The 21,391-nt window shown below is 69.2% G+C and carries 24 protein-coding genes and 4 pseudogenes; 9 read left to right on the top strand and 19 right to left on the bottom strand.

All coding sequences use genetic code 11. The features are described 5' to 3' along the window. Positions 1-82 precede the first annotated feature (82 nt). The 3 genes from QFZ67_RS16130 to QFZ67_RS16140 all read left to right on the top strand — a co-directional run bounded on the left by QFZ67_RS16130 (position 83) and on the right by QFZ67_RS16140 (position 2,012). The gene (locus QFZ67_RS16130; RefSeq protein WP_307661789.1) at positions 83-406 is read left to right on the top strand and encodes a PLD nuclease N-terminal domain-containing protein; all 324 of its coding nucleotides are present in this window, start codon (positions 83-85) and stop codon (positions 404-406) included. Positions 407-625: 219 nt separating this feature from the next. Next, positions 626-1,078 carry a nucleoside deaminase gene (locus QFZ67_RS16135; RefSeq protein WP_307665864.1) on the top strand — a complete coding sequence of 151 codons (453 nt, stop codon included), beginning with the start codon at positions 626-628 and terminating at the stop codon, positions 1,076-1,078. After that, positions 1,071-2,012, top strand: coding sequence for an isopenicillin N synthase family oxygenase (locus QFZ67_RS16140; protein WP_307661790.1), 942 nt, complete (start codon positions 1,071-1,073; stop codon positions 2,010-2,012). The genes QFZ67_RS16135 and QFZ67_RS16140 overlap by 8 nt, the downstream gene beginning before the upstream one ends. Here the strand turns inward: QFZ67_RS16140 and QFZ67_RS16145 are convergent. The 8 genes from QFZ67_RS16145 to hemL form a co-directional block, all read right to left on the bottom strand. Then, positions 1,999-2,535: an SRPBCC domain-containing protein gene (locus QFZ67_RS16145; RefSeq protein WP_307661791.1), complete on the bottom strand. Its 537-nt coding sequence runs from the start codon at positions 2,533-2,535 to the stop codon at positions 1,999-2,001. The two genes, QFZ67_RS16140 and QFZ67_RS16145, sit on opposite strands and share 14 nt — an antisense overlap. Positions 2,536-2,572: 37 nt before the next feature. Continuing rightward, a complete protein-coding gene (gene ccsB, locus QFZ67_RS16150) occupies positions 2,573-3,661 on the bottom strand; it encodes a c-type cytochrome biogenesis protein CcsB (protein ID WP_307661792.1) in 1,089 nt (362 codons plus the stop codon). Further along, positions 3,658-5,370, bottom strand: a complete 1,713-nt coding sequence (locus QFZ67_RS16155; protein ID WP_307661793.1) for a cytochrome c biogenesis protein ResB — start codon at positions 5,368-5,370, stop codon at positions 3,658-3,660. Before QFZ67_RS16155 ends, ccsB begins: the two co-directional genes overlap by 4 nt. Positions 5,371-5,374: 4 nt before the next feature. Then, positions 5,375-6,112, bottom strand: a complete 738-nt coding sequence (locus tag QFZ67_RS16160; RefSeq protein WP_307661794.1) for a cytochrome c biogenesis CcdA family protein — start codon at positions 6,110-6,112, stop codon at positions 5,375-5,377. Between the two features lie 24 nt (positions 6,113-6,136). Further along, positions 6,137-6,742, bottom strand: coding sequence for a TlpA disulfide reductase family protein (locus QFZ67_RS16165; RefSeq protein WP_307661795.1), 606 nt, complete (start codon positions 6,740-6,742; stop codon positions 6,137-6,139). 141 nt (positions 6,743-6,883) lie between these two features. Further along, positions 6,884-8,131: a hypothetical protein gene (locus QFZ67_RS16170; RefSeq protein WP_307661796.1), complete on the bottom strand. Its 1,248-nt coding sequence runs from the start codon at positions 8,129-8,131 to the stop codon at positions 6,884-6,886. Between the two features lie 160 nt (positions 8,132-8,291). Next, the gene (locus QFZ67_RS16175; protein ID WP_307661797.1) at positions 8,292-9,020 is read right to left on the bottom strand and encodes a histidine phosphatase family protein; all 729 of its coding nucleotides are present in this window, start codon (positions 9,018-9,020) and stop codon (positions 8,292-8,294) included. Further along, the gene (gene hemL / locus QFZ67_RS16180) at positions 9,017-10,333 is read right to left on the bottom strand and encodes a glutamate-1-semialdehyde 2,1-aminomutase (protein ID WP_307661798.1); all 1,317 of its coding nucleotides are present in this window, start codon (positions 10,331-10,333) and stop codon (positions 9,017-9,019) included. Before hemL ends, QFZ67_RS16175 begins: the two co-directional genes overlap by 4 nt. A gap of 273 nt (positions 10,334-10,606) precedes the next feature. Here hemL and QFZ67_RS16185 point away from each other — a divergent pair, with 273 nt between their 5' ends. After that, complete coding sequence (locus QFZ67_RS16185; RefSeq protein ID WP_307665865.1) at positions 10,607-11,167, top strand: hypothetical protein; 561 nt, start codon at positions 10,607-10,609, stop codon at positions 11,165-11,167. Positions 11,168-11,234: 67 nt separating this feature from the next. Here QFZ67_RS16185 and QFZ67_RS16190 read toward each other — a convergent pair. The 7 genes and pseudogenes from QFZ67_RS16190 to QFZ67_RS16220 all read right to left on the bottom strand — a co-directional run. After that, positions 11,235-12,089: pseudogene (locus QFZ67_RS16190) on the bottom strand (tyrosine-type recombinase/integrase); the annotation flags it as partial. A 163-nt stretch (positions 12,090-12,252) separates the two neighbouring features. Next, positions 12,253-12,507: pseudogene (locus QFZ67_RS39120) on the bottom strand (WbqC family protein); the annotation flags it as partial. Next, a pseudogene (locus QFZ67_RS16200) lies at positions 12,393-13,429 on the bottom strand (helix-turn-helix domain-containing protein). The pseudogenes QFZ67_RS16200 and QFZ67_RS39120, both read right to left, overlap by 115 nt. 264 nt (positions 13,430-13,693) lie before the next feature. Then, positions 13,694-14,251: a YcxB family protein gene (locus QFZ67_RS16205; RefSeq protein ID WP_307661799.1), complete on the bottom strand. Its 558-nt coding sequence runs from the start codon at positions 14,249-14,251 to the stop codon at positions 13,694-13,696. Positions 14,252-14,293: 42 nt separating this feature from the next. Continuing rightward, complete coding sequence (locus tag QFZ67_RS16210) at positions 14,294-14,713, bottom strand: hypothetical protein (RefSeq protein ID WP_307661800.1); 420 nt, start codon at positions 14,711-14,713, stop codon at positions 14,294-14,296. Positions 14,714-14,821: 108 nt separating this feature from the next. Further along, a pseudogene (locus QFZ67_RS16215) lies at positions 14,822-14,917 on the bottom strand (glycosyltransferase family 2 protein); the annotation flags it as partial. Positions 14,918-14,925: 8 nt separating this feature from the next. Then, entirely contained in the window at positions 14,926-15,225 is a 300-nt protein-coding gene (locus QFZ67_RS16220; protein ID WP_307661801.1) for a hypothetical protein, read from the bottom strand. 17 nt (positions 15,226-15,242) lie between these two features. Between QFZ67_RS16220 and QFZ67_RS16225 the strand changes: the two genes are divergently transcribed. Continuing rightward, positions 15,243-15,488: a hypothetical protein gene (locus QFZ67_RS16225; RefSeq protein WP_307661802.1), complete on the top strand. Its 246-nt coding sequence runs from the start codon at positions 15,243-15,245 to the stop codon at positions 15,486-15,488. Between the two features lie 190 nt (positions 15,489-15,678). On the opposite strand, the gene QFZ67_RS16230 is transcribed toward QFZ67_RS16225, so the two are convergent. Beyond that, positions 15,679-16,269: a TIGR03086 family metal-binding protein gene (locus QFZ67_RS16230; RefSeq protein ID WP_307661803.1), complete on the bottom strand. Its 591-nt coding sequence runs from the start codon at positions 16,267-16,269 to the stop codon at positions 15,679-15,681. A gap of 63 nt (positions 16,270-16,332) precedes the next feature. Between QFZ67_RS16230 and QFZ67_RS16235 the strand changes: the two genes are divergently transcribed. Then, the gene (locus QFZ67_RS16235) at positions 16,333-17,208 is read left to right on the top strand and encodes a helix-turn-helix domain-containing protein (protein ID WP_307661804.1); all 876 of its coding nucleotides are present in this window, start codon (positions 16,333-16,335) and stop codon (positions 17,206-17,208) included. A gap of 46 nt (positions 17,209-17,254) precedes the next feature. On the opposite strand, the gene QFZ67_RS16240 is transcribed toward QFZ67_RS16235, so the two are convergent. Continuing rightward, a complete protein-coding gene (locus QFZ67_RS16240; protein ID WP_307661805.1) occupies positions 17,255-17,893 on the bottom strand; it encodes a hypothetical protein in 639 nt (212 codons plus the stop codon). 44 nt (positions 17,894-17,937) lie between these two features. Here QFZ67_RS16240 and QFZ67_RS16245 point away from each other — a divergent pair, with 44 nt between their 5' ends. The 3 genes from QFZ67_RS16245 to QFZ67_RS16255 all read left to right on the top strand — a co-directional run bounded on the left by QFZ67_RS16245 (position 17,938) and on the right by QFZ67_RS16255 (position 20,279). Then, the gene (locus QFZ67_RS16245; protein ID WP_307661806.1) at positions 17,938-18,486 is read left to right on the top strand and encodes a GNAT family N-acetyltransferase; all 549 of its coding nucleotides are present in this window, start codon (positions 17,938-17,940) and stop codon (positions 18,484-18,486) included. Between the two features lie 165 nt (positions 18,487-18,651). Continuing rightward, positions 18,652-19,491, top strand: coding sequence for an NAD(P)H-binding protein (locus tag QFZ67_RS16250; RefSeq protein ID WP_307661807.1), 840 nt, complete (start codon positions 18,652-18,654; stop codon positions 19,489-19,491). A 53-nt stretch (positions 19,492-19,544) separates the two neighbouring features. Beyond that, positions 19,545-20,279, top strand: a complete 735-nt coding sequence (locus QFZ67_RS16255) for a Mut7-C RNAse domain-containing protein (protein WP_307661808.1) — start codon at positions 19,545-19,547, stop codon at positions 20,277-20,279. A 27-nt stretch (positions 20,280-20,306) separates the two neighbouring features. Here QFZ67_RS16255 and QFZ67_RS16260 read toward each other — a convergent pair whose 3' ends face one another. Beyond that, entirely contained in the window at positions 20,307-20,789 is a 483-nt protein-coding gene (locus QFZ67_RS16260) for a MarR family winged helix-turn-helix transcriptional regulator (protein ID WP_307661809.1), read from the bottom strand. A gap of 52 nt (positions 20,790-20,841) precedes the next feature. Then, complete coding sequence (locus tag QFZ67_RS16265; protein ID WP_307661810.1) at positions 20,842-21,324, bottom strand: hypothetical protein; 483 nt, start codon at positions 21,322-21,324, stop codon at positions 20,842-20,844. Positions 21,325-21,391: the final 67 nt, after the last annotated feature.

Consider the following 21,391-nt stretch of genomic DNA (forward strand, 5'->3'; position numbering starts at 1 on the left):
GTATCGGCCACCGACTACCCTGGACCTGTCACCGGGGCCGCACCCAGCCCCTGCCGCCGTACTTGGGGGGACCCGCTCCACGATGCTCAGGTACCTGCCGTTCCTTCTGATGCTGGCGCTGACGATCTACGCCTTCATCGACTGCCTCAACACGCCCGAGGAAGAGGTCAAGCACCTGCCCAAGGTCGTCTGGGTGCTGATCATCCTCATCTTCACGATCGTCGGCCCCGTCGTCTGGCTGGTAGCGGGCAAGCAGCGCCATGCGGTGCCCGGCTCGCGGAGTTCGGCCGGCTCGCGCGGCTGGGTCGCGCCCGACGACAACCCCGACTTCCTGCGGTCCCTCAAGGACGAGAAGCACAACGAGAACACCGACAAGAAGAAGCAGGACGGGGACGACCAGCCCTGAGGGAGCTGCGTCTGCCTTCGGACCGTGCACGCGGGCCTGGCGACCGAGGTGCTCACCGCCGAGCCGCTGGTGCTGGTCTGTGCGCCCACGCACGCGCTCGCCGGGGCGGCGAAGCAGGTGGCGTGGCGGGAGGGGAAGCGGCTGCCGCGCGGCCGGTCCACGAGCCAGTGGGGCGTCCTGCCGATGGGCCGATCGGCCCGGCCGATGACGTACGTTCGGATGGTGAGCGCCGTGGAGTACGCGAATTGGCTGACGACAGCCGTCGAGGAGGCCCGAGCGGGGCTGGCCGAAGGCGGGATTCCGATCGGGGCCGCGCTGTACGGGGCGGACGGCGCCCTGCTGGGGCGCGGGCGCAATCGGCGGGTGCAGGACGGCGATCCGTCGATGCATGCGGAGACCGCGGCCTTCCGCGCCGCCGGGAGACAGCGCTCGTACCGGGGTACGACGATGGTGACGACCCTCTCACCCTGCTGGTACTGCAGTGGTCTGGTCCGGCAGTTCGGGATCTCCCGGGTGGTGGTCGGCGAGGCGGAGACCTTCTGCGGAGGGCACGACTGGCTGGCCGAACACGGCGTGGAGATCGTGCTGTTGGACGACGCCGGGTGCAAGGGCCTGATGCGTGACTTCATCCGGGCCAACCCCGAACTGTGGAGTGAGGACATCGGTGACTGACCCCAGGATTCCCACCATTGACCTGCGCACATGGCGCTCCGGGGATCCGGCGGCCCGCGCCCGGATCGCGGGGAGTGTCGACCAGGCCCTGCGGACCGCCGGATTCCTGCTGGTCACCGGTCACGGAGTCGATCCGGGGCTGCGCGGCGAGATCCGGGACGCGGCACGGGACTTCTTCCGGCTTCCGGACCGGGAGAAGGAGCCGTACGCCGTGAAGGTCGGCGGGCGCGGCTGGCTGGGTCCTGGCGCGGAGGCCAATGCGTACGCGGAAGGAACCGAGACTCCCCCGGACCTGAAGGAGTCGCTGTCCTTCGCCGCGGAGGACCCGACCGGCGACCCGGCGGTCGATGCCGAGTGGTTCCTGCCCAACACCTGGCCCGCCGAGGTGCCGCACCTGAGGGACCTGGTGGAGTCCTACCTCGCCGGTATGCGCACCCTCTCCGACCAGCTGCTTGAGCTCCTCGGCGTCGCGCTGGGCGAGCCCGAGGACTTCTTCACCCGGCACACCACGCACCCGACCTGGGGCTTCAACGTCAACTGGTACCCGGGCCGGAACCGGGTGGGCGAACCGCAGCCGGGTCAGTTCCGCATCGGCCCGCACACCGACTTCGGCACCGTCACCGTCCTCGACCGTCAGGCGGGCAAGGGCGGGCTCCAGGTCTTCACGGACCCCGCGGACGGAGGCGTCGGCTGGGAGGACGCGCCGTACGACCCGGAGGCATTCACCATCAACATCGGCGATCTGATGGCCCGCTGGACGGGCGACCGCTGGCGCTCGGGCCGTCACCGGGTGCTGCCGCCGCCGGCGGACGCACCGGCCGAGGAGCTGATCTCGCTGGTGTACTTCTACGAGTGCGATCCGGGCACGGCCGTCCGGGGCGTCGATTCGCACACGTATCTGCGCGCCCAGCTCGACGCGATCACGGCCGACTGACGTACTGGTCGCGCAGCTCCTGCCAGCGCCCCGGCGTCCACTGCGCCCAGTCCGTGGCCGTCATCGGGTGCCCGTCCAGCGCGTCCGCAAGCAGCTCGAAGTGGTTGTGCCAGCCCGCCAGGCGGTCAAGACGCAGCTCGTCCGTACCGCGGAACTCATTGGTGAAGCGGACCACCGTGCCGTTCGCGCTCTCGCGCGCGCCGAACGGCTCCAGGTGGAAGCGGATCCGGCCGTGGACGCTGACCGTGTACTCGGCGACCCGCTCTATGTCCCATGCGGTGACCGTGCCCTGGGCGATGGTGTGGCGGCCCTGCGGATCGGCGTTGAGCCAGTGCAGGATGACCGCCCCGCCGATGCGCGGTTCGAGGACGTCGGCGGCGGCGAGCCAGGTCGGCAGGCCCTCCGGCGTGGCGACGGCGGCCCATACGCGGACCACCGGGTGCGGCAGCCGCAGCTCGAAGTGCAGCAGGTGTATGCCGCCGTCCCGGGTCTCGCTGGTGCCATGACGGATGACTACGGTCATGGCACCAGCGTCGCTCCGGGGCTGCCCGCGCGCGAGCTCAGAAGCCCTTGTACGAGTGCAGGCTGTTCACAAAGATGTTCACGCCGTAGTAGTTGAAGAGGAAGCAGGCGAAGGCGACAAGACCGATGTACGCGGCCTTGCGGCCCTTCCAGCCCGCCGTCGCGCGGGCGTGCAGATACGCGGCGTAGGCGACCCAGGTGATGAAGGACCAGACCTCCTTGGCGTCCCAGCCCCAGTAGCGGCCCCAGGCGTCACCGGCCCAGATCGCACCGGCGATGATCGTGAAGGTCCACAGCGGGAAGACCGCGGCGTTGATGCGGTACGAGAACTTGTCCAGGCTGGCCGCGGCGGGCAGCCGCTCCAGCACGGAGCGGGCGAAGGCGCCCGGATTGCCGCCGCGGGCGAGCTTGTTCTCGTACGAGTCACGGAACAGGTAGAGCAGCGTGCCGACCGCACCGAGGTAGAAGACCGCGCCGCAGAAGATCGCGGTGGAGACATGGATCCACAGCCAGTACGAGTGCAGGGCGGGGACCAGCTGGTCGCTCTCCGTGTACAGCCATGTGACGGCGACGCCCAGGTCGAGCAGGACCGTGGTGACCAGCGGCAGACCGATCCAGCGGACGGGCTTCTTCGCGAGCAGGAAGCCGATGTACGCGCCGACCGCCACCGTGGAGAAGGTGGTGGAGAACTCGTACATGTTGCCCCAAGGGGCGCGCTGCACCGCTACCGCGCGGGTGACGACCCCGGTCGCCTCGATGAGGAAGGCCAGTACGGTCAGCGAGACGGCGATCCGCCCGTACAGATCGCCCTTCACCGTGCCGCCCGCCGCGCCAGGCCCGTCCGGGACGTCCCGGCTGCCGACAGCCGAGCGGGTGACGATCTTCGGCTTGTCCAGTACGGCGGTGCCCCCGCCCTGCTGCTTCACCTGGACCTTTACCGCGGGAGCCGCGGCGGCCGTCCCGGTGCCGGTCAGCGCGGCGGCCGTACGGCCGACCTTGCTGCGGCTGCCGAAGACCCATTCCGCGATGTGCGCGAAGAACGCCAGCGTGTAGACGGCCATCGAGGCGTAGATCAGCGAATTGCTGAACTGAGCCAGATTTTCGTTGGTTGCGGCGGCGAGAGTCACTTCTCAGCCCCTTCGGCAGGTACGTCTGAGGTATCGGGCGCCGTCGGCGCCTCGGAGTTGAGGGTTACGGCCAGGTCGGCCAGCTCTTCGGGCAGCTTCGCGGACTCGCTGCGGCCGAGCCCCGCCATTTCGACGACGGTGACGCCGTCCGCACCCGCCACCGCCCGGACCCAGACCCGGCGGCGCTGAATGAACAGAGAGCCGACGAGACCCGCGATGGCGGCGATCGCACCGGTCAGAGCCCAGCCGTTGCCGGGCTGCTGCGAGATCTGGAAGCTGGCCCACTCCTTCACTTCCTTCTCGAAGGTGATGGAGCCCGCGCCGTCCGGCAGTGTCATCTTCTCGCCGGGCAGCAGCCGTGCCTTGAGGATCTGGCCGTGCGCGTCCTTGAACTGGGTCAGCTTGCCGGTGTCGAGCTGGTACACGTTCTGCGGCAGGCCCGCGTCGACGCCCAGGCTGCCGTGGTACCCGGTGAGCGCGAGCACCGGGAACTCGAGGCCCGGGAACTGCGAGAACATGTCGCCCTTGCCGGCGCCGCCGAACGTCGGCACGAAGAAGGCCTGGAAACCCAGCTGGTCCTTCTTGCCCTTCTTGTCGCGGTAGCCGTCCATCACCTTGATCGCGCCGGTCGAGGTGATGTTGTTGTCGATCGGCAGCAGCGGCACCGCGCCGTTGAAGACGACGTTGCCCTTGCCGTCCCGGACGGTGACGACGGGCGCGTATCCGTGCGAGAGCAGATAGATCTTGGTGCCGTCGATGACCAGGGGCTTGTTTACCTGGATGACGGACTTCTTGTCCGGGCCGCCGCCCTTGGAGTAGGTGACGTCGGCCTCGAAGGTACGCGGGGTGCCGCGCTGCGGGCCGCCCTTTTGGTACGTACCCGTGAAGGCGTCCAGCCGGAAGCTGAACGGCGCGAGTTCGTCCGTGCTGAACAGCGATCCTGACTTGAAGTCGTCGTACTGCGTGAGGGTGTTGGAGAAGCCGTCGCCCTCGACGATCAGCTTGCCGCCCTCGGACTTGAAGAGCTGGCCCGCGGCGAAGGCCACCAGCATCACGATCAGGGCGATGTGGAAGAGGAGGTTGCCGGCCTCGCGCAGATAGCCCTTCTCGGCGGCGACCGCGTCGCCGACGGTGTGGGCGCGGAATCGGCGCTTCTTCAGCATCGTGAGCGCTGCCTCGCGCACCTGCTCGGGACCGGTGGCGGTGCGCCAGGTGGTGTACGCGGGCAGCCGGGTCAGACGGCCGGGTGCCCCCGGCGGCCGGCCGCGCAGCTGGCCGACGAACTGCCAGGAGCGCGGCACGATACAGCCGATGAGTGAGACGAACAGCAGTATGTAGATCGCCGAGAACCAGACCGAGCTGTAGACGTCGAAGAACTGCAGCTTCTCGAAGACCGGCGTCCAGAACTCGTGGCTGTCCTTGTACGTCTGCACCTTGAGCTCGTCCACGCTGTTCTGCGGGATGAGCGAGCCGGGGATCGCGCCGAGGGAGAGCAGGAACAGCAGGATCAGCGCGACCCGCATGGAGGTCAGCTGCCGCCAGAACCAGCGGGCCCAGCCGATGACCGAGAGGGAGGGCCCGCCGATGAGCTCTTCCTTGGGGGCGGTGGAGAGCTGCGCACCGGCCGCGCCGAGGTCCTGCGCTGTGTCCTGCCCTGTGTCCTGCTTCTCGGCCTCTGCCTTGTGAGCCTCTGCCTCTGTCTTGCTCATCGAACTAGATCCCCACCGTGAAGCCGTTGGACCAGACCTGCATCTCCTGCACGAGGCTGTCCCATACCCCGGTCAGCAGCAGTAGACCGGTTGCGATCATCATGATGCCGCCTGTCCGCATCACCCAGGCGTAGTGGCGCTTGATCCAGCCGAACGCGCCGAGCGCCTTGCGGAAGGCCACCGCCGCGAGCACGAAGGGCAGTCCGAGACCGACGCAGTACGCGACGGTCAGTATGGCCCCCCGGCCCGCGCTCGCCTGCTCGGCGGCGAGGGCATTCACGGACGCGAGCGTCGGTCCGATGCACGGCGTCCAGCCGACGCCGAACAGCGCGCCGAGCAGCGGCGCGCCCACAAGCCCGGTCACCGGACGCTTGTGGAGGCGGAATTCACGCTGGGTGAGCCAGGGCATCAGCCCCATGAAGAACACGCCCAGCAGGATCATCAGGGCCCCGAGGACCTTGGTGAGGATCTCCTTCTGCCCCTGCAGGGTCGAGCCGAAGTAGCCGAAGAACGCGCCGCCGGAGACGAAGACGGCGGTGAAGCCGAGTACGAAGAGGGAGGCTCCCGCGACCATCCGGCCGCGCTTGGCCTCGGCCAGGTCAGTGCCGCTGACTCCGGTGACGTACGAGAGATAGCCGGGCACGAGCGGCAGCACACAGGGCGAGAAGAAGGAAACCAGGCCGCCCAGTACGGCGATGGGCAGTGCGAGGATCAGCGCCCCGTCGAAGACCGTCTCGTTCACCGGTATTCACCAACGTCCACAGGATCACTTCTCCGCGATCAACGGATCGATGATCTTGTGGAGTTCTTCGTCGTCGAGCGCCTTCAGCGAGCGGGCCGCGATCTTCCCCTCGCGGTCGAGCACGATCGTGGAGGGAATGGACTGCGGATTGAGGCTGCCCTTGGGGAAGCCATTGACGATCAGCTTGCCCATCGGGTCGTACAGGCTGGGATAGCTGATTTTGTAGTCCGTCTCGAAGGCGATCGCCGGGCCCTTGTTGGCGTCGCGGGTATTGATCCCGACGAACTCCACGCCCTTGGCCTTGGTCTCCTCGGCGACCTTGGCGAAATGCGGGGCCTCGGCGCGGCAGGGCGGGCACCAGGAGCCCCAGACGTTCATCACGACGACCTTGCCCTTGAGGTCGGCGACGTCGAGCGGTTTGCCTTCGAGGGTCTCGCCGGAGAGCTTGTTGGGGGCCGTGCGCTTCCCCTTCGCGGCGGTGGAGATACCGCCGGTGTCGGTGACGAAGTTGGTGTCACCGCCACCGCCGGACTTCGCGCCGCCCCCGCCGTCGCAGGCCGACAGGGTGAGCGCGCCGACGGCGACCAGGCCGGTCAGCAGGGCAGCGCGGGGGGCACGGCTAAGGCTCATGTGAAAAGTTTCGCATGGCCGATACGGGGATCTTTCCGCGCCCCCCTGGGTGCCCGTAAGGCCCGATGTCAGGCCGTCTTAAGGAACCCGTTGCAGGCGACCTCAAGGAACCCGATGCAGGCCGCCCTGAGGAGCCCGTTGTCAGGCGGCCTTGAGGAAAGTGTTCCAGCCGCCCGCCGGGAACTGGCCGACCTCGAGCGTACGGAGCTTGGCGAGCACCTGCGGATCCTGGACGTCGAGCCAGTCGCAGAACTGCCGGAAGGAGACGAGCCGTACGTCCTTCTTGCCGGCCATGCCCTTGAGGGCTTCCTCGACGGCGTCCATGTAGATGCCGCCGTTCCACCGCTCGAAGTGGTTGCCTATGTAGAAGGGCGCGCGATTGGACTCGTAGGCGCGATTGAATCCGGCGAGGTACGCCTCGGTGGCCTGCTTCTTCCAGCCGGGATAACGCTCGGGCACGCCCTGGGTCGAATTCTGCGACTGATTGGCGAGCATGTTGTAGTCCATCGAGAGGACTTCGAAGGAACGCCCGGGGAACGGCACCTGCTGCAGCGGCAGATCCCACAGGCCCTGGCGCTTCTCCGGCCACTTCTGGCGGCCGCCGGGCGAGCTCGCGTCGTAGCGCCAGCCGAGCTTCTTCGCGGTGGGCAGCAGCTTGTCCTGGCCGAGCAGGCAGGGGGTGCGGGCGCCGACGAGTTCCTTGCGGTAGTCGAAGGGCAGCGGATCGATGTCCTGCCAGCCGCTGTTCGTACGCCACTGCGTGACGAAGGACACAGCCTGGTCTATCTCGTTCCGCCAGTCCGCGGGTGTCCAGTTGCCGACCGATCCGGAGCCGGCGCAGAAATGCCCGTTGAAGTGCGTGCCTATCTCGTGGCCGTCGAGCCATGCCTGGCGTACGTACTTCAGCGTCTCCTTGATGTGACCGTCCGTGAGATAACCGATGTCGGACGCGCCGATGCCATTGTTCGGCGGGCGGTAGAGCGTCTTCTTGGACTCGGGGAGCAGATAGACCCCGGAGAGAAAGAAGGTCATCGCCGCGTCGTGGTTCTTGGCGAGTTCGAGGAAGCGCGGGAAGAGGCCATTGCCGACCTCGCCCGCGCCGTCCCAGGAAAAGATCACGAATTGCGGCGGCGTCTGACCCGGCTCGAGGGGCACGGGCCTGTCCGGCTGGTTGGGCTGCTTTCCGGTGTCGGACGTGGAGCCGTCGCCTATGAGCCGGCCCTCGCTCTTGGAGGGGGAGGGATTGCCGCCGTTACCCTCGTCGGCACCCCCGTCATGGCCGGTCTGCCCTGCTCTGTCTTGTTCAGCCAGGCCGCAGCCCGCGATTCCGATCGCGGCTGCGGCCCCAAGTCCCGCCCCGAGCAAGCCCCTTCGGCTGATGTCGTGCATATCGTCCCCATCCGCGCTCTCCTGGTCGGGAGAGCCCATCCAAACCGCTACCGGTTTAGATGCCGTACGGAAGACGGGGGTTCCGGGGACTAGCGCCTATTTTCGAAAGGACTCAAGAGAAACTGCCCGGCCGACTATGCGGCGCCAACTACGCGGCCAACTACGCGCCGAATGCTTTGGCCTTGCCCTTCACGGGTTTTGCACCTGCGAGAAGATGCGCCGGAACAAGATCTCGCGCGGGCTCGGAGTAGCCGACGGAGACAATCCGGTCGCCCTGATACGTGAACGTGGTCAGCGACGCGAGCGTGCACTGCCGGCGGCGCGGGTCGTGCCACAGCCGGCGCCGCTCTACGAAGCTCCGCACGATCCAGATCGGCAGCTGGTGGCTGACGCAGACCGCCTCGTGCCCGCGGGCGGCGTCCCGCGCGGCGCCCAGCGCGCCCATCATCCGTACGACCTGATCGACGTACGGCTCCCCCCAGGACGGGCGGAACGGATTGGTCAGATGCTTCCAGTTGGCCGGATTGCGCAGCGCGCCGTCGCCCACCCCGAAGGTCTTGCCCTCGAAGACATTGGCCGCCTCGATCAGCCGCTCGTCGGTGTCGAGGGTGAGGCTGTGGCTCTTGGCGACGGGGGCCGCGGTCTCCTGGGCGCGCTCCAGCGGGGAGGCGACGACATGGGTGATGTCGCGGTCCGCGAGATGCTCGGCGACCCGGTCGGCCATCTGGCGGCCGAGTTCGGAGAGGTGGTAGCCGGCCCGGCGGCCGTAGAGGACGCCGTCGGGGTTCTCGACCTCGCCGTGCCGCACCAGATGGACGACGGTGATCTCGCTGTCCCGGCTGCCCTCGCCGTTCGTACCGCTCTCGCCGTTCAGGGTGTTCTCGCTCATGCCGAGGCCTCCGTCGCCTCGGCGGCGGCCCGCGCGGCGGCCGGCAGCGCGGCCGCGATCCGCTCGATCGCCCGCTCGTCGTGGGCCGTGGAGACGAACCAGGACTCGAAGGCTGACGGCGGGAGATAGACGCCCCGGGAGAGCATCGCGTGGAAGAAGGCGGTGAAGCGGAAGGACTGCTGCCGCTTTGCGTCCTCGTAGTTCCTGACCTCGGCGCCGGTGAAGAAGACCGAGAACATGTTGCTCGCCGTCTGCAGCCGGTGGGCCACGCCCTCCTTGCCGAGCGCGTCCGTCACCAGAGCCTGGATCTCGGCCGAGACCGCGTTGACCCTCTCGTACGCGGCGTCGTCGAGCAGCCGCAGCTGCGCGAGCCCGGCGGCGGTGGCGACCGGGTTACCGGAGAGGGTGCCCGCCTGGTAGACGGGCCCGCTGGGTGCGAGGTGCGCCATGATGTCCGCGCGGCCGCCGAAGGCCGCGGCGGGGAAGCCGCCGCCCATCACCTTGCCGAAGGTCATCAGGTCGGGCGCGACGCCGTCGACGCCGTACCAGCCGGCCTTCGACGTACGGAAGCCGGTCATGACCTCGTCGGAGATGTACAGCGCGCCGTTCTTCTCGCAGGCCGACTTGAGCCCCTCGTTGAAGCCCGGCCGCGGCGGCACGACGCCCATGTTGCCCGGCGACGCCTCGGTGATCACACAGGCGATCTCACCCGGGTGCGCGTGGAAGGCCTCGTGCACCGCTTCCAGATCGTTGTACGGCAGGACGATCGTGTCTCCGGCCTGCGCGCCCGTGACCCCCGGGGTGTCCGGCAGCCCGAAAGTCGCCACTCCCGAGCCGGCCGCGGCGAGCAGCGCGTCGACATGACCGTGGTAGCAGCCGGCGAACTTCACGACCTTGGCCCGGCCGGTGAAGCCGCGGGCGAGCCGGATCGCGGACATCGTCGCTTCCGTACCGCTGGAAACCAGCCGTACCTGCTCGACGGGCTCGATCCGGGCCACGATTTCCTCGGCGAGTACGACCTCGCCCTCGCCGGGTGTGCCGAAGGAGGTGCCGCGGGCGACCGCGGCCTGCACCGCCTCGATGACGGCCGGGTGCGAGTGGCCGAGGATCATCGGCCCCCACGAGCAGACGAGGTCGACATATTCGCGGCCGTCGGCGTCGGTGAGGTACGGGCCGGTACCGGACACCATGAACCGGGGCGTACCGCCCACGGCTCGGAAGGCACGGACGGGAGAGTTCACGCCGCCGGGCGTCACAAGGGACGCGCGGTCGAACAGCGTCTGCGAAACTGGGGCTTCGTATGAATACGCCACTTTGGTCCTGATCTGCGATTCGGATGTGCGGGGTGCCGGGACGGAGGATCTCGGCCACCGGTGAGCAGGGAGCGCGGTCTCCTCGTATTACGAAAGGGCGTCACCCCTCTCGCGTCTGCGAAACTGGGGCGACATAGGGAAAGCTCACGGAATCCATGGTGTCAGAGGCCCCGACGTTCTTGGCGAGTGGTGTTTCACAGCACGTTCGTGGGGGAGGTCACTGTCACGATGATCGGGTTGCGCGGCGGGGGCTGCGAGTGGTCGGGTGGAGATATGCATCGCGGTGGCGGACTGGGCGAGGGGACCGACGACCTGGGTCCTGAGCCTGCCCGGCGTGGAAAGCACCGGCGAGGCGACGCGGGCGCGGACGAGCCCTTGGGAAGCAGGAGCGGCCGAGTGGGGGTGACCTACAAATATTTCGGCGCGCCTGACGGAGCCACGGCCGCACGGGTGCCGATTTCGATGCGCCCGGAGGAATTGGGCGGCGACGAGCTCGGCATGGGCGGGATGTTCGCCAAGATCAAGCCGGAGACCATAGCCGCGATGGTGCTGACCGGCATCCAGGGCATGCCGCTGAACAAGGTGCCGCCGCTGGAGCTGGTGGTGCTCCACCCCGACTATGCGGTGGTCAAGCTTCCGATGACGGTGGTCGACCCGCTGCGCGGCATTGGCGAGGAGTCCGTGGGCGCGGCGGCGTTCATCTGGTCGACGGTCCCGGACCGGGGCGGGCCGCGGGACGCCTTCAACGTCTACCAGCTGCTGCACGAATGGCAGGACTTCTCGGTCCGACTGCATGAGGCGGGGCACCAGCCGTACTGCCTGGTCTGGCCCTGACCTGGGGTTTCGTGGCGTGTGGGCGGGGTTTTCGAGCCCCGCCCTCGTCATGCGCCAGGAGGGGCCGTCAGGCGGCCAGGGCACATTGAGGGCACATTGGTTTCGCTGGGGGCACTGATGTGCCCTGGGCGGCGGGCGGGTCGCCCTCGTCTTCCGCCTCAGCTTCCGTGAAGGCGTCGTCGATCGCCTTGCGGGTGCGGGTCTCGCTGGACGGCAGCAGGTGTGTGTACGTCCGCAGCGTGAAGCCGGGGTCCGAGTGGCCGAGGTACTCGGAGAGCGCCTTGATGCTCTCCCCCGCGTCCAGGAGCACGGAGGCGTACGCGTGCCGGAGGGCGTGCATGCCGTCCTCCGGGGCCGCCTGGAGGTACCTCGCCCCGCGCTCGCGGGGAGGGATCACGCCAGCGGCGGCCAGCGCGAGCTTCCAGGCACCCATGTTGAAGACGCTGCGGTTGTAGGCCCGGTCCTTCTCGTCGACGAAGAGCAGGCGTACGGTCTTCGGCTCACCGTCCGGTTTGGCCCAGGGCAGCGTGACCTCGACCGGCGGGAACTCCTTCATGTGGGCCTTGAGAACGGCGGCCAGCTGAGCCGGCAGCGGCACTGAGCGGATCTTGTTGCCCTTGGGCAGGGCGAAGACGGGCTTCGTGCCGACCAGCCGTACCTGGCGGTTGATGTGGATCCAGCCGCCCTTGAAGTCGATATCGCCAACGGCGAAGCCGAACACCTCGCCTTGGCGCAGGCCGCACCCGAAGGCGAGCTTGCCGCCGGCCTGGAAGCGCTTCGGCAGTCCGGCAATGACGGCGCGTACTCGCTCCAACGACCAAGGGATGATCTTTTTCTTGGTCGCGGTCGGCAGCTTGACCGACTTCGCCTTGCAGGGGTTCTTCGGCAGCAGCCCGTCCTCCACGGCCATGCCGAGGATGCTGCGCCCCGGGTCCGATCTTGCTCAAGGCCCAGAGGCTGCTGATCCGCCGGGCCCACTGCCAGAGCGGGTCATCCGTATCCACAGGAGTGTGGAAAGGCAGCACAGGGACGGCGCGGGCAGCGAAGGGACCGACGTCGAGGTAGCGGAGCCCGCCGGTGCCGCACAGATAGTGGGTGCTGTCGGTGGCCGCGGCGAGGTCGGCAAGGCGTTCAGATCGGCCTTGCCGGGTCGGGATCTCACTGCTGTCCAGCACTTCCCCTGACCAGCCCAGAGCGGTGAGCAGGGCGATCGTCGACGTTTTCGTCAGGTCGGACACGCGGTCTGTGGTGTCGAGCGTGTCGAAGACCGTGTCCAGAACCTCACGCACGGCATCCCAGTGGCAGCAGCGGCCGTAGTACTGGCGGACGAGTAGCTCGATCGTCCGGCGCGACCTGCGGGGATCGACGAGCCGCGTCTGGCTGATCCTTGTCGCGCGCCCGTGAGGCCGGTGGTGCGCGCGATGTCGATGTAGTGCAGGGCCTGCTTCAGGTCGCCGGCGCCCCGATGGGCGAGGGCCAGCTTCTGATGGGCGACCGACCAGTCCTCCGGCTCGCCGAGGTCCTCGAAGGCGCGAGTGGCGGCCGTCATCACATTGGTGGCGTACTCGTTGTCGCCCTCCTTGCTCAGCGCCGTACCCACCCAGAGCCGAGCTCTGGCACGGTCCCGCGGGCTCAAGCGCTCATCTGCGGCGAGGAGTTCGTAGTGCCGGGCGGAAGCTTCCAGCTGGCCCGACATCTCCTGCACGACGGCGAGAGACAGCTCGATCTGGGCCACCCGGCGCGGGATGTCGAGTTCGGTGAACATGCCGCGGGCGCTCAGGTAGGACTGGCGAGCGGACAGCGGGCCGAGAACTGCACCCTGGTCGCGCTGAAGATCACCGAGCAGCACAAGGGAACGGCCGTACAGGTAGAGACCCTTGCAGTCCAGACGATGCGGGTCATGGCGCCCGAGCCAGCGGTTCAACAGGTGCCGGCGAAAGAGAAGTCCTGACGGCTGATGGAGACGACGGCGCGCTCGATGTCTTCGGTCCAGGTCTCGTAGTCCGCTGGCCGGGCGCTCTTCCGCTCGGGGAACAACAACGCGTCGAACCGGGCCTGCACGGCGGAATCCGCACGGGCGAGAGCGGTGTCCAGGATGGCCTGGGTGTCAGGCCGGGGCCGGGTCTCCGTACCGAGGCTCTCCCATTTGGCCACCGTGCGCAGCGCGACACCGAGATGCTCGGCGAAGGCACGCGTGCTCATGCGCAGCGCGGCGCGCAGGGCGCTCGCTTCCCTGCCGGTCCACTGCTGCACGCTGACCACGGATGACCTCCCTCCGTCACGTATGGAAGCACTCGCGGTGACGGCATGGGGCGGGAAGTGCAACGGACTCTGACGACCATGGCGGGCACACCTCCGCTTACTATCGTTGAGCTGCTCATTGGATCCGGTGTAATCGCTGCCCATGCCTCCGGCTGCCCGGCACATGTCTGCTCAAGGCCCCTGCGGGTGTGAGTCAGTCACCATGGGACGTCCGGAAAGCCAGATCGGTCCGGAAGGTGACAAAGCACTGAGGTCGTTGGCGCGTCAGACGCGGGTGGTGTGCCGGTCCAGGAGGGCCCGCAGCCGGTCGACGTCGTCGGCCGTGCTCAGCCCGTGCTTGGGCAGGACCTCGAGGCACATGATGTTGGGGTCCCGGCTGAGCAAGACGAAGTGGCCGCGCGTCTCCCGGTAGCCCTGGAGGACCGACCACTTCTGGATGAGCGTGCTGTGGTCGCTGCTGGTGGTGATTCCGGCCGGGGACACGGTGGTGCGGTACTCGCCCTGCCATCCGACGATCCGCTGCACTTGGGCGGCCTGCAGCCGCGGATAGCCGCCCACCACCAGGACGACGAACAGGAACAGAGCGGTAGAGACCACGTCGGCACTGCCCCGGTTTATGGTGCCCACCAGCCACTGCCCCACCCACAGTGCGAGGAACACGCTCCGCAGTAGCAGCCCCCACCGCTTGATCCGCTGCCGGACCCGCAGACCGACCAGTGTGTCGGCGGGCTGCGGGCGGTACACCAGCTGCACCGCCGCCTCGTCCACGACATCGGCGGCGACTTCCGCGCTGTTGTTGGTGACTTCGCGGCCCTCGGCCATGGTCCCTCCCCGGTAAGACGACCCGCGGATCCTACCGGCCCCTCAATGCCGGGGCGGACGGCCGCCGTGGCGGGGCAGACGGCGGTCGAGTATGCCGCGCAGCCGGTCGGTGTCGGCCCGGCCCAGGGCGCGCTTCGGCAAGTACTGGACAACGACCGAGTACGGGGCCGGGGACAGCAGGACGAATCCGGCAGCGGTCTCCACGTACCCGCCGAAGGTCTGCCAGCCCCGGCGGGTCTCCATGTGCGTGCCCGTGAAGCGCACTGCCTCGTCGGAGTCGGCGACGGTCCACGGCCCGAGCGGGGCACTCATCCTGGCGTGCCGCGCGGCCAGGACGCCCGTCCGGGCGGCGAGACCGAACAGGCTGCCCCCGAAGGCGAAGCCCGCGGCGAGGAAGTCGTCCGCGAGCAGCCACACCGCCACCGCGAAGAACGTGAAGATCGATCGGGCGCCACCGGACACTGATCGATCGGGGTCACAACGCGATTCGCACCATCAATCGGATGCGGTCCGGTTCGGGCCCGGAACAACCCCTGCGGGAACCGAATCGGCGACCTGCGAAGTACGGGGCTAGATGACCGGCGGGCGGCCGAGGCGAGCCATGCGCCACACCGTCGACCACCGCATGGGCCGCCGCAGCCCGCACGGCCGGCGCACCCCCTCTGCACCCTCACTCACTGGGCGAAGGACGCATCCACCCCACCGCCCAGGTCCACCCCACCGCGATCATCGGCGACGACGTGATCATCGGCCCCCACGTGAAGGTCCACGAGTTCACGACTGTCCGCCATCGCGCCGTCCTCGCCGCCGGAGTCTCGGTCGGCTTCAACTGCGAGGTCACCCACGCCTACGTCGGAGAAGGCTCGGTCCTCGGACACCGCATCGGCATCAATCGCACCATCGTCGGCGCCGGTGTCCACCTCTCCTCGTCCATCACCGTCGCTGCCATCAACCTGTGCGAAGACATGCGCCATCCCGACCGGGGGTCATCATGCGCGGCGAGGGCGGCTTGTACCGGTGCGGCACACCCCGGTTCGGCGGCCTGATCGGTGACGGCACCCAGACCGGCCACAACATCGGCCTCGGCCCCGGCATCGCCATAGGCCGCTCCAGCCGCATCGACAGCGGCGCCACCCTGACCGCTCGGATCGTCCCCGCCCAAAGTGCGATCAGTGCCCCGCACACTGCCGAGACCAGGATCCGTCAGCGCCGCCTCCGCCCCAGTCAGACCCCGTAAGCGATCCTCAGCCACGCACGGTCAACGGCCAGGCTGCCTGGCCCCGAGGCCTCGCAAGCGCGAGCCTGTCCGCTCGGGTATCACTGTGTCGACGCTGGTCAGACCTGACTCACTCGCCACCTCCAGCAGGGTGAACCCGAGCGGCGGCGCGCGACCTGGTGAGATCCGGGCCCGCCCGGTCCGACGCGGCCTACTCGGGGTGCTCGGGCTGCCAATGCGGGTCCCGGCCGGTCAGGGCCAGCACCCGGTGGAAGTCCGAGACTTCCTTGTCGTCAGGCAGCGGGAACGGCTCGCCGAACACGCCCCCCTTGCGGCCCATCGGCGCCATCTCCGCGAGTGCGGGCCCGATTTCACCGACCACGGCCGGGTCCGGCGTGAACTCCTGCCCGGTCGCGCGGGCCAGGTCCCAGGCGTGCACGGTCAGATCGCCCAGCACCATGTGGCCGACGGTCCTGGCCGGAAAACCCATGGTCCCCGAAGTGCCCTCCTCGGCGCCGGGAGCCGCCCACGCCGCGACGAGCCTGGCGGTCTCGTCGGCGAACCGGGCCCGCCAGCCGCCGGCGTCGTCTATGTAATGCGGTACCGAGGCGAAGTCGGCGTTCTTCTTCGCCGCCAGCGCCTGGAAGTTGATCACCACCTGCATGAGGTGATCCGTCAGGGCGCGTACGTCGTACTCGCTGCACGGCGTGGGGTCGGACAGTCGCTCGTCGGTGATGCCAAGCACCACCGGAACGGCACGCTTCGCCGCCGATTCGAGCAGGTCACTGATGGTGTTCGTCATGGCTCGACGGTAGGGTCGGCCGGCGCCCTGCGTATTGAACAAACGCGACATAGGATCCTCCGCATGGCAGGTCCGCGACGCGACACCAGGGGCATCGTCGAAGCCCGCGAACTCTTCGCACGGGTGCGTTTCCGCCGCCGCGAGCCCGCCCCGGCGCTGCGTCCGTATCTCGAGCACTACTGGCTCATCGACTGGGACCTTTCGGAGCCGTACGCCTCCCATGTGGTGCCCCATCCGTCAGTGAATGTGGTCTTCCAGCGCTACGGCGACGAGGCGCCGTGGGGCGAGGTCGCGGGCATCGGCCTTGGGCTGTTCACGCAGAAGCTGGAGGGGCGGGGGCGGGTGTGCGGGGTGCAGTTCCGGCCCGGCGGCTTCCGGCCGTTCGCGCCGGAGCGGCCGGTGTCCGACTGGACGGGGCAGCGGGTGCCGGTCGCGGACGTCCTGGCGGGCGCGGACCCGGAGACCGTGCGCGGAATCCTCGGACCGGAGGGGGAGGACGCGCAAGTCGCCGCGCTGGACGCCCTTCTGCTGGGGCTCGAACCGGCGGCGGATCCGCAGGCGGTGCGGGCGATGGAGCTGGTCGACCTGGTGCGTACGGACCGTACGATCCGGCGGGTCGCCGAGCTGGCAGCGGTGGAAGGGGTCTCGGCGCGTTCGTTGCAGCGGCTCTTCGCGGCGTACGTCGGGGTCGGACCGAAGTGGGTCATCCTGCGCTACCGCATCCATGAGGCGCTGGAGCGCGCGGAGTCGGGTGAAGCATCGCAGGACCCGGGCACAGGGGTGGAGGCCGGGGCGGGCACTGGGGCGGGCGAGGGAGCGCTGGACTGGGCGGCGCTGGCCGCCGAGCTCGGGTACAGCGATCAGGCCCATCTCGTACGGGACTTCACAGCGACGGTGGGCGTGCCGCCGACCGCATACGCCCGCCCGGCGCCCAAGTAGCCGCTGCCAGAAGCGGTCAGCAACTGTCCGTAGCAGTTGGTGGCTGTCAGTAGGAGTCGGTGACGCCGACCGCGCCCAAGCCATTGGCGGCCGCGTACCGCAGCACCCGCAGCGGCCCGTCGAGCAGCGTGCGCGCGTCGAAGCCGGGGTCGTCGCTCATGGCCGACATCCAGGCGTCGATACGGGCCAGGATCTCGGTGCGGCGGGGCCCGGCGACGGCGAGGACGGACTCGGCGTACGGGAGGACGGTCCGTGCCTCGGCGGTGGTCAGCAGGAAGTCTCCGAACCAGCCGGGGAGCCGGGCCGCGGCCTCCGCCCCGAGGCCGTAACAGAGGGCGACGGCCGGATCGCCCTTGCGTGCGGCGGCGACAAAGGCGGCGCTGCCCTCCGTATCCCCAGCCCTTCCGGCGTCGTGGAGCAGATCCATTCCGGCCTCCTTCATGGCGGCGACGGCCGGTGCGCTGGGGCCGCCGCTCCGCGCGAAGGCGGCGAAACGGCGGGCAGCGGGCGTGGGTTCGGGTGTGAAGTACGGCTCGCGGTCGCCGCCGCTGAGCCACCAAGTCAGGTCAGCGGCGTAGTTCGGGGGCATGGTCCACTCCCCCTCCAGGTGCGCGAACCGCCCCGGCAGGGCCGCGACTTCGGCGTCGGGGACGGCGCCGACCGCCCATAAACCGGTGAAGCTCATCGTCCGACCCCCGGTTGTCAGACCCTCGTCCTACAGTGCGTGACATGGAGATCAAAGCACCGGTGGTACGGATCGAGCCATGGTCCGAGGACGACTTCGACCTGCTCCGCGCCGCTAACGCGCCGGAGCTGATGGATCACCTGGGAGGCCCCGAGACGGAAGAACAGCTGATCAAGCGGCACCAGCGGTACGTCGATCTCAGCGCGGACCGGACGGGGAAGGGCCGGATGTACCGCATCGTCCTGCCGACGGACGGGGAGGCGGCGGGCACGGTCGGCTTCTGGGAGCAGACATGGGGCGGGCGGCCGGTGTACGAGACGGGCTGGAGCGTCCTGCCGGCCTTCCAGGGGCGGGGCATAGCCACGGCGGGCACGGTGGCGGTGGTCGAGGAGGCGAGGGCGGAGCACAAGCACCGCTATCTGCACGCGTTCCCGTCCCTGGCCAACGGGCCGTCGAACGCGGTGTGCAGGAAGGCGGGCTTCTCACTGGTGGGCGAGTGTGACTTCGAGTACCCGCCGGGGAACCCGCTGCGGTCGAACGACTGGCGGCTTGACCTGGAGGAGCGGCAGGACCAGGAGAAGCCGACGCCGTAGCCCCCAGCGCGTGACCGCGTCGTGGCGTAACCGCGCCAGGGTTGGACCCGCTTGACGAGCAAGCCCTTTTCCCGGATATTTATCTGCGCGACGCAGCTTCTGTGCAGCGCACACTACTGCCTCTTTGCGTTGCGGCGGCCCCAACTCCCTCAAGGAACCCCAGACATGACCATCCTCATCACCGGAAGCCGGGGCAAAGTCGGCTCCACCCTCCTCACACTCCTCCACGAGGCGGGAGCCGCCGTCCGGGCGGCGTCCGGCAGCCCCGAGAAGCTCAGCCTCCCCGCGGACGTCGACGCCGTGAAGTGCGCGCTCGACGACCCCGCGACCTTCCCGGCCGCCCTGGACTCCGTGACCTCCGTGTTCCTGTACGCCGAGGCGTCGCAGATCGACGCGTTCCTCGACGAGGCGGGGGCGGCGGGCGTCGAACACATCGTGCTGCTCTCCTCCAGCTCCGTCCTGGACCCCGACGCCGCGGGCAACCCGATCGCCGCGTCCCACCTCGCGGCCGAGCAGGCGCTGGCGGCCTCGCCGATCGAGACGACCGTGCTGCAGCCGGGCGCGTTCGCGAGCAACGCGCTCCAGTGGCCGTGGGCGCTGAAGTCCACGGGCGCGATCGACCTTCCCTACCCGGGCAGTTACGGAGACCCCATCCACGAACGGGACATTGCCGAGGCCGCGCTCGCCGTCCTCACCCGGCCGCCGCTGCGGGGCGCGACGTACCACCTGACCGGCCCCGAATCGCTCACCTTCACCCAGCAGATCGCGATCATCGAACGCGCCTCAGGCCGCCCCATCCCCTTCAACACCGTGCCCCGTGGGGCATGGAAGGAGTCCATGGCCGAGTACATGCCGGGCGCCTTCGCGGACGCGCTGCTCGACTACTGGGCCTCGACGGACGGCTCGCCCGCTCCCCTCACCCGCAGCGTCGAGGAACTGACCGGCCACCCCGCCCGCACCTTCGCCGAGTGGGCCAAGGAGAACGCGGACGCCTTCCGCGCCTGAGCCCTCCCGAAACAGCCTGGCTGGGACACGCCGCCCGATGACATGCTGACAGCGTGAACGGACCGGAAATCCACCTCAGCGTCGCTCCTGAGCTGCGCCTCTTCGTCACTCCGGAGCGCCGCCAGGGGCGTACGACCCTGGTCACCGACGGATTGTCGACGCTCGGCCATGTCGTCGAGTCGGTCGGCGTCCCGCTCACCGAGGCGGGCCGGCTCCTCGTCGACGGCCGCCAGGTGGCCGCCTCACACATCCCCCGCGCGGGCGAGCACGTCGAGGTGTACGGCGTCGAGCGGCCGCAGCAGGTCCCCGGCGCCCCGCTGCGGTTCCTGCTCGACGTCCACCTCGGCACGCTGGCGCGGCGGCTGCGGCTCCTCGGCGTCGATGCGGCGTACGAGAACGAGGACATCGGCGACCCGGCGCTGGCCACCCTCTCGGCGCAGGAGCGCCGGGTGCTGCTCTCCCGGGACCGCGGGCTGCTTCGGCGCCGGGAGATCTGGGCGGGGGCGTACGTCTACAGCGACCGGCCCGAGGACCAACTGCGCGACGTACTGGAGCGGTTCACGCCCGCGCTCGCGCCCTGGACCCGCTGCACAGCCTGCAACGGCCGGCTGACGGACGCCGACAAGGACTCGGTCCAGGACCAGTTGGAGCAGGGCACGCAGCGCACGTACGACGTGTTCGCGCAGTGCACGGCGTGCGATCGCGTGTACTGGCGGGGCGCGCACCACGCGCGGCTGGAGGCGATCGTCGCGGAGGCGCTACGGGAATTCGGCGGCGCAGCCGCGTAGTTCGGCCCGGCCTGCCAGGGCAGGGCGTTACAGCTCACCTTCCCGCAGGCGCTCGACCTGCGCGGCGCTGAGCTCCACGGTCCGCCGCATATGTGCGGTGAGGAGGGCGATCTCCTCGTCGCTGTACGCGTCGAACATGGCGAACCAGGAGCCGTTCAGCTTCTGCCACACCGCGCCGAACTCCGCCATCCGCTCGGGCACCAGCGTGACCAGCACCCGCCGCCGGTCCTCGGCGTCACGCTCACGCGTGACATACCCCGCCCGCTCCAGCCGGTCGGCGAGCCGCGTCGCGGACCCGGTGGTCAGCCCGGTCAGCTCGGCGACCCGGCCGGTGGTGACCGGACCGGGTTCGAGCCCCAGCAGGTTGAGGCACTGCAGATCAGTGGGGTGGAGCCGCAGATGGTCGGCGAGAGCCTGGTTGAACAGCGCGTACGAGGCCATGTAGCGGCGCGAGGCGGTGGACAGCTCGTCCATCAGCCTGCCGCGCCCGGCCGCATTCTTCTGCGTCATGCAGAGATAGTACGGAGCAGACGCATGCCGCGCCCGACACCCGAGGCAGACGTCAGAACACGTACCGGTCGCCAGTGGCCGGCACCAGCACCTCGTGCTCGTTGTTGTCCGGGTTCCGGTCGGTCGCGCCGCCGTTCCACTGCGTTCCGACCCGCACGATCACCTCGTCCGGCGTGCCCACCGTCCGCAGGTCGAGCGTGACCCGGTGTCCTCTGCCGGCGGCCCGCAGCGGGCCCGTCGCACACAGCACCAGCTCGTCACCAGCCCACAGACACCCGGCGGGCAGCGCCTGAGCGGCGGGCAGCCGCACCGAGAAGGACAGCCACACGGTCGCGTTCGCGAGACTCGACGGGCCATGATTCTCGGAGACCAGCGAGACCCCGAGCCGCCCGCTCGCCAACGAGACATGGCCGTGGTGCGCCACGTCCGCCTCCGGCGCGATCGCCCGCTCACCGGCGCCCGCGCTCGTACCCAGACCAACCACCATCACCACTGCGGCGGAACCCGCCAGCAGCGCCTTGCGCTTCAGGCACATAACCAGAAGATACCTGTTGGAGGCTATTGCCCCTGATTGTCCATCAGCCCCGGCGAGTCTTGGGCTC

The organism is Streptomyces sp. V1I1, assembly GCF_030817355.1.
Lineage (GTDB): Bacteria > Actinomycetota > Actinomycetes > Streptomycetales > Streptomycetaceae > Streptomyces.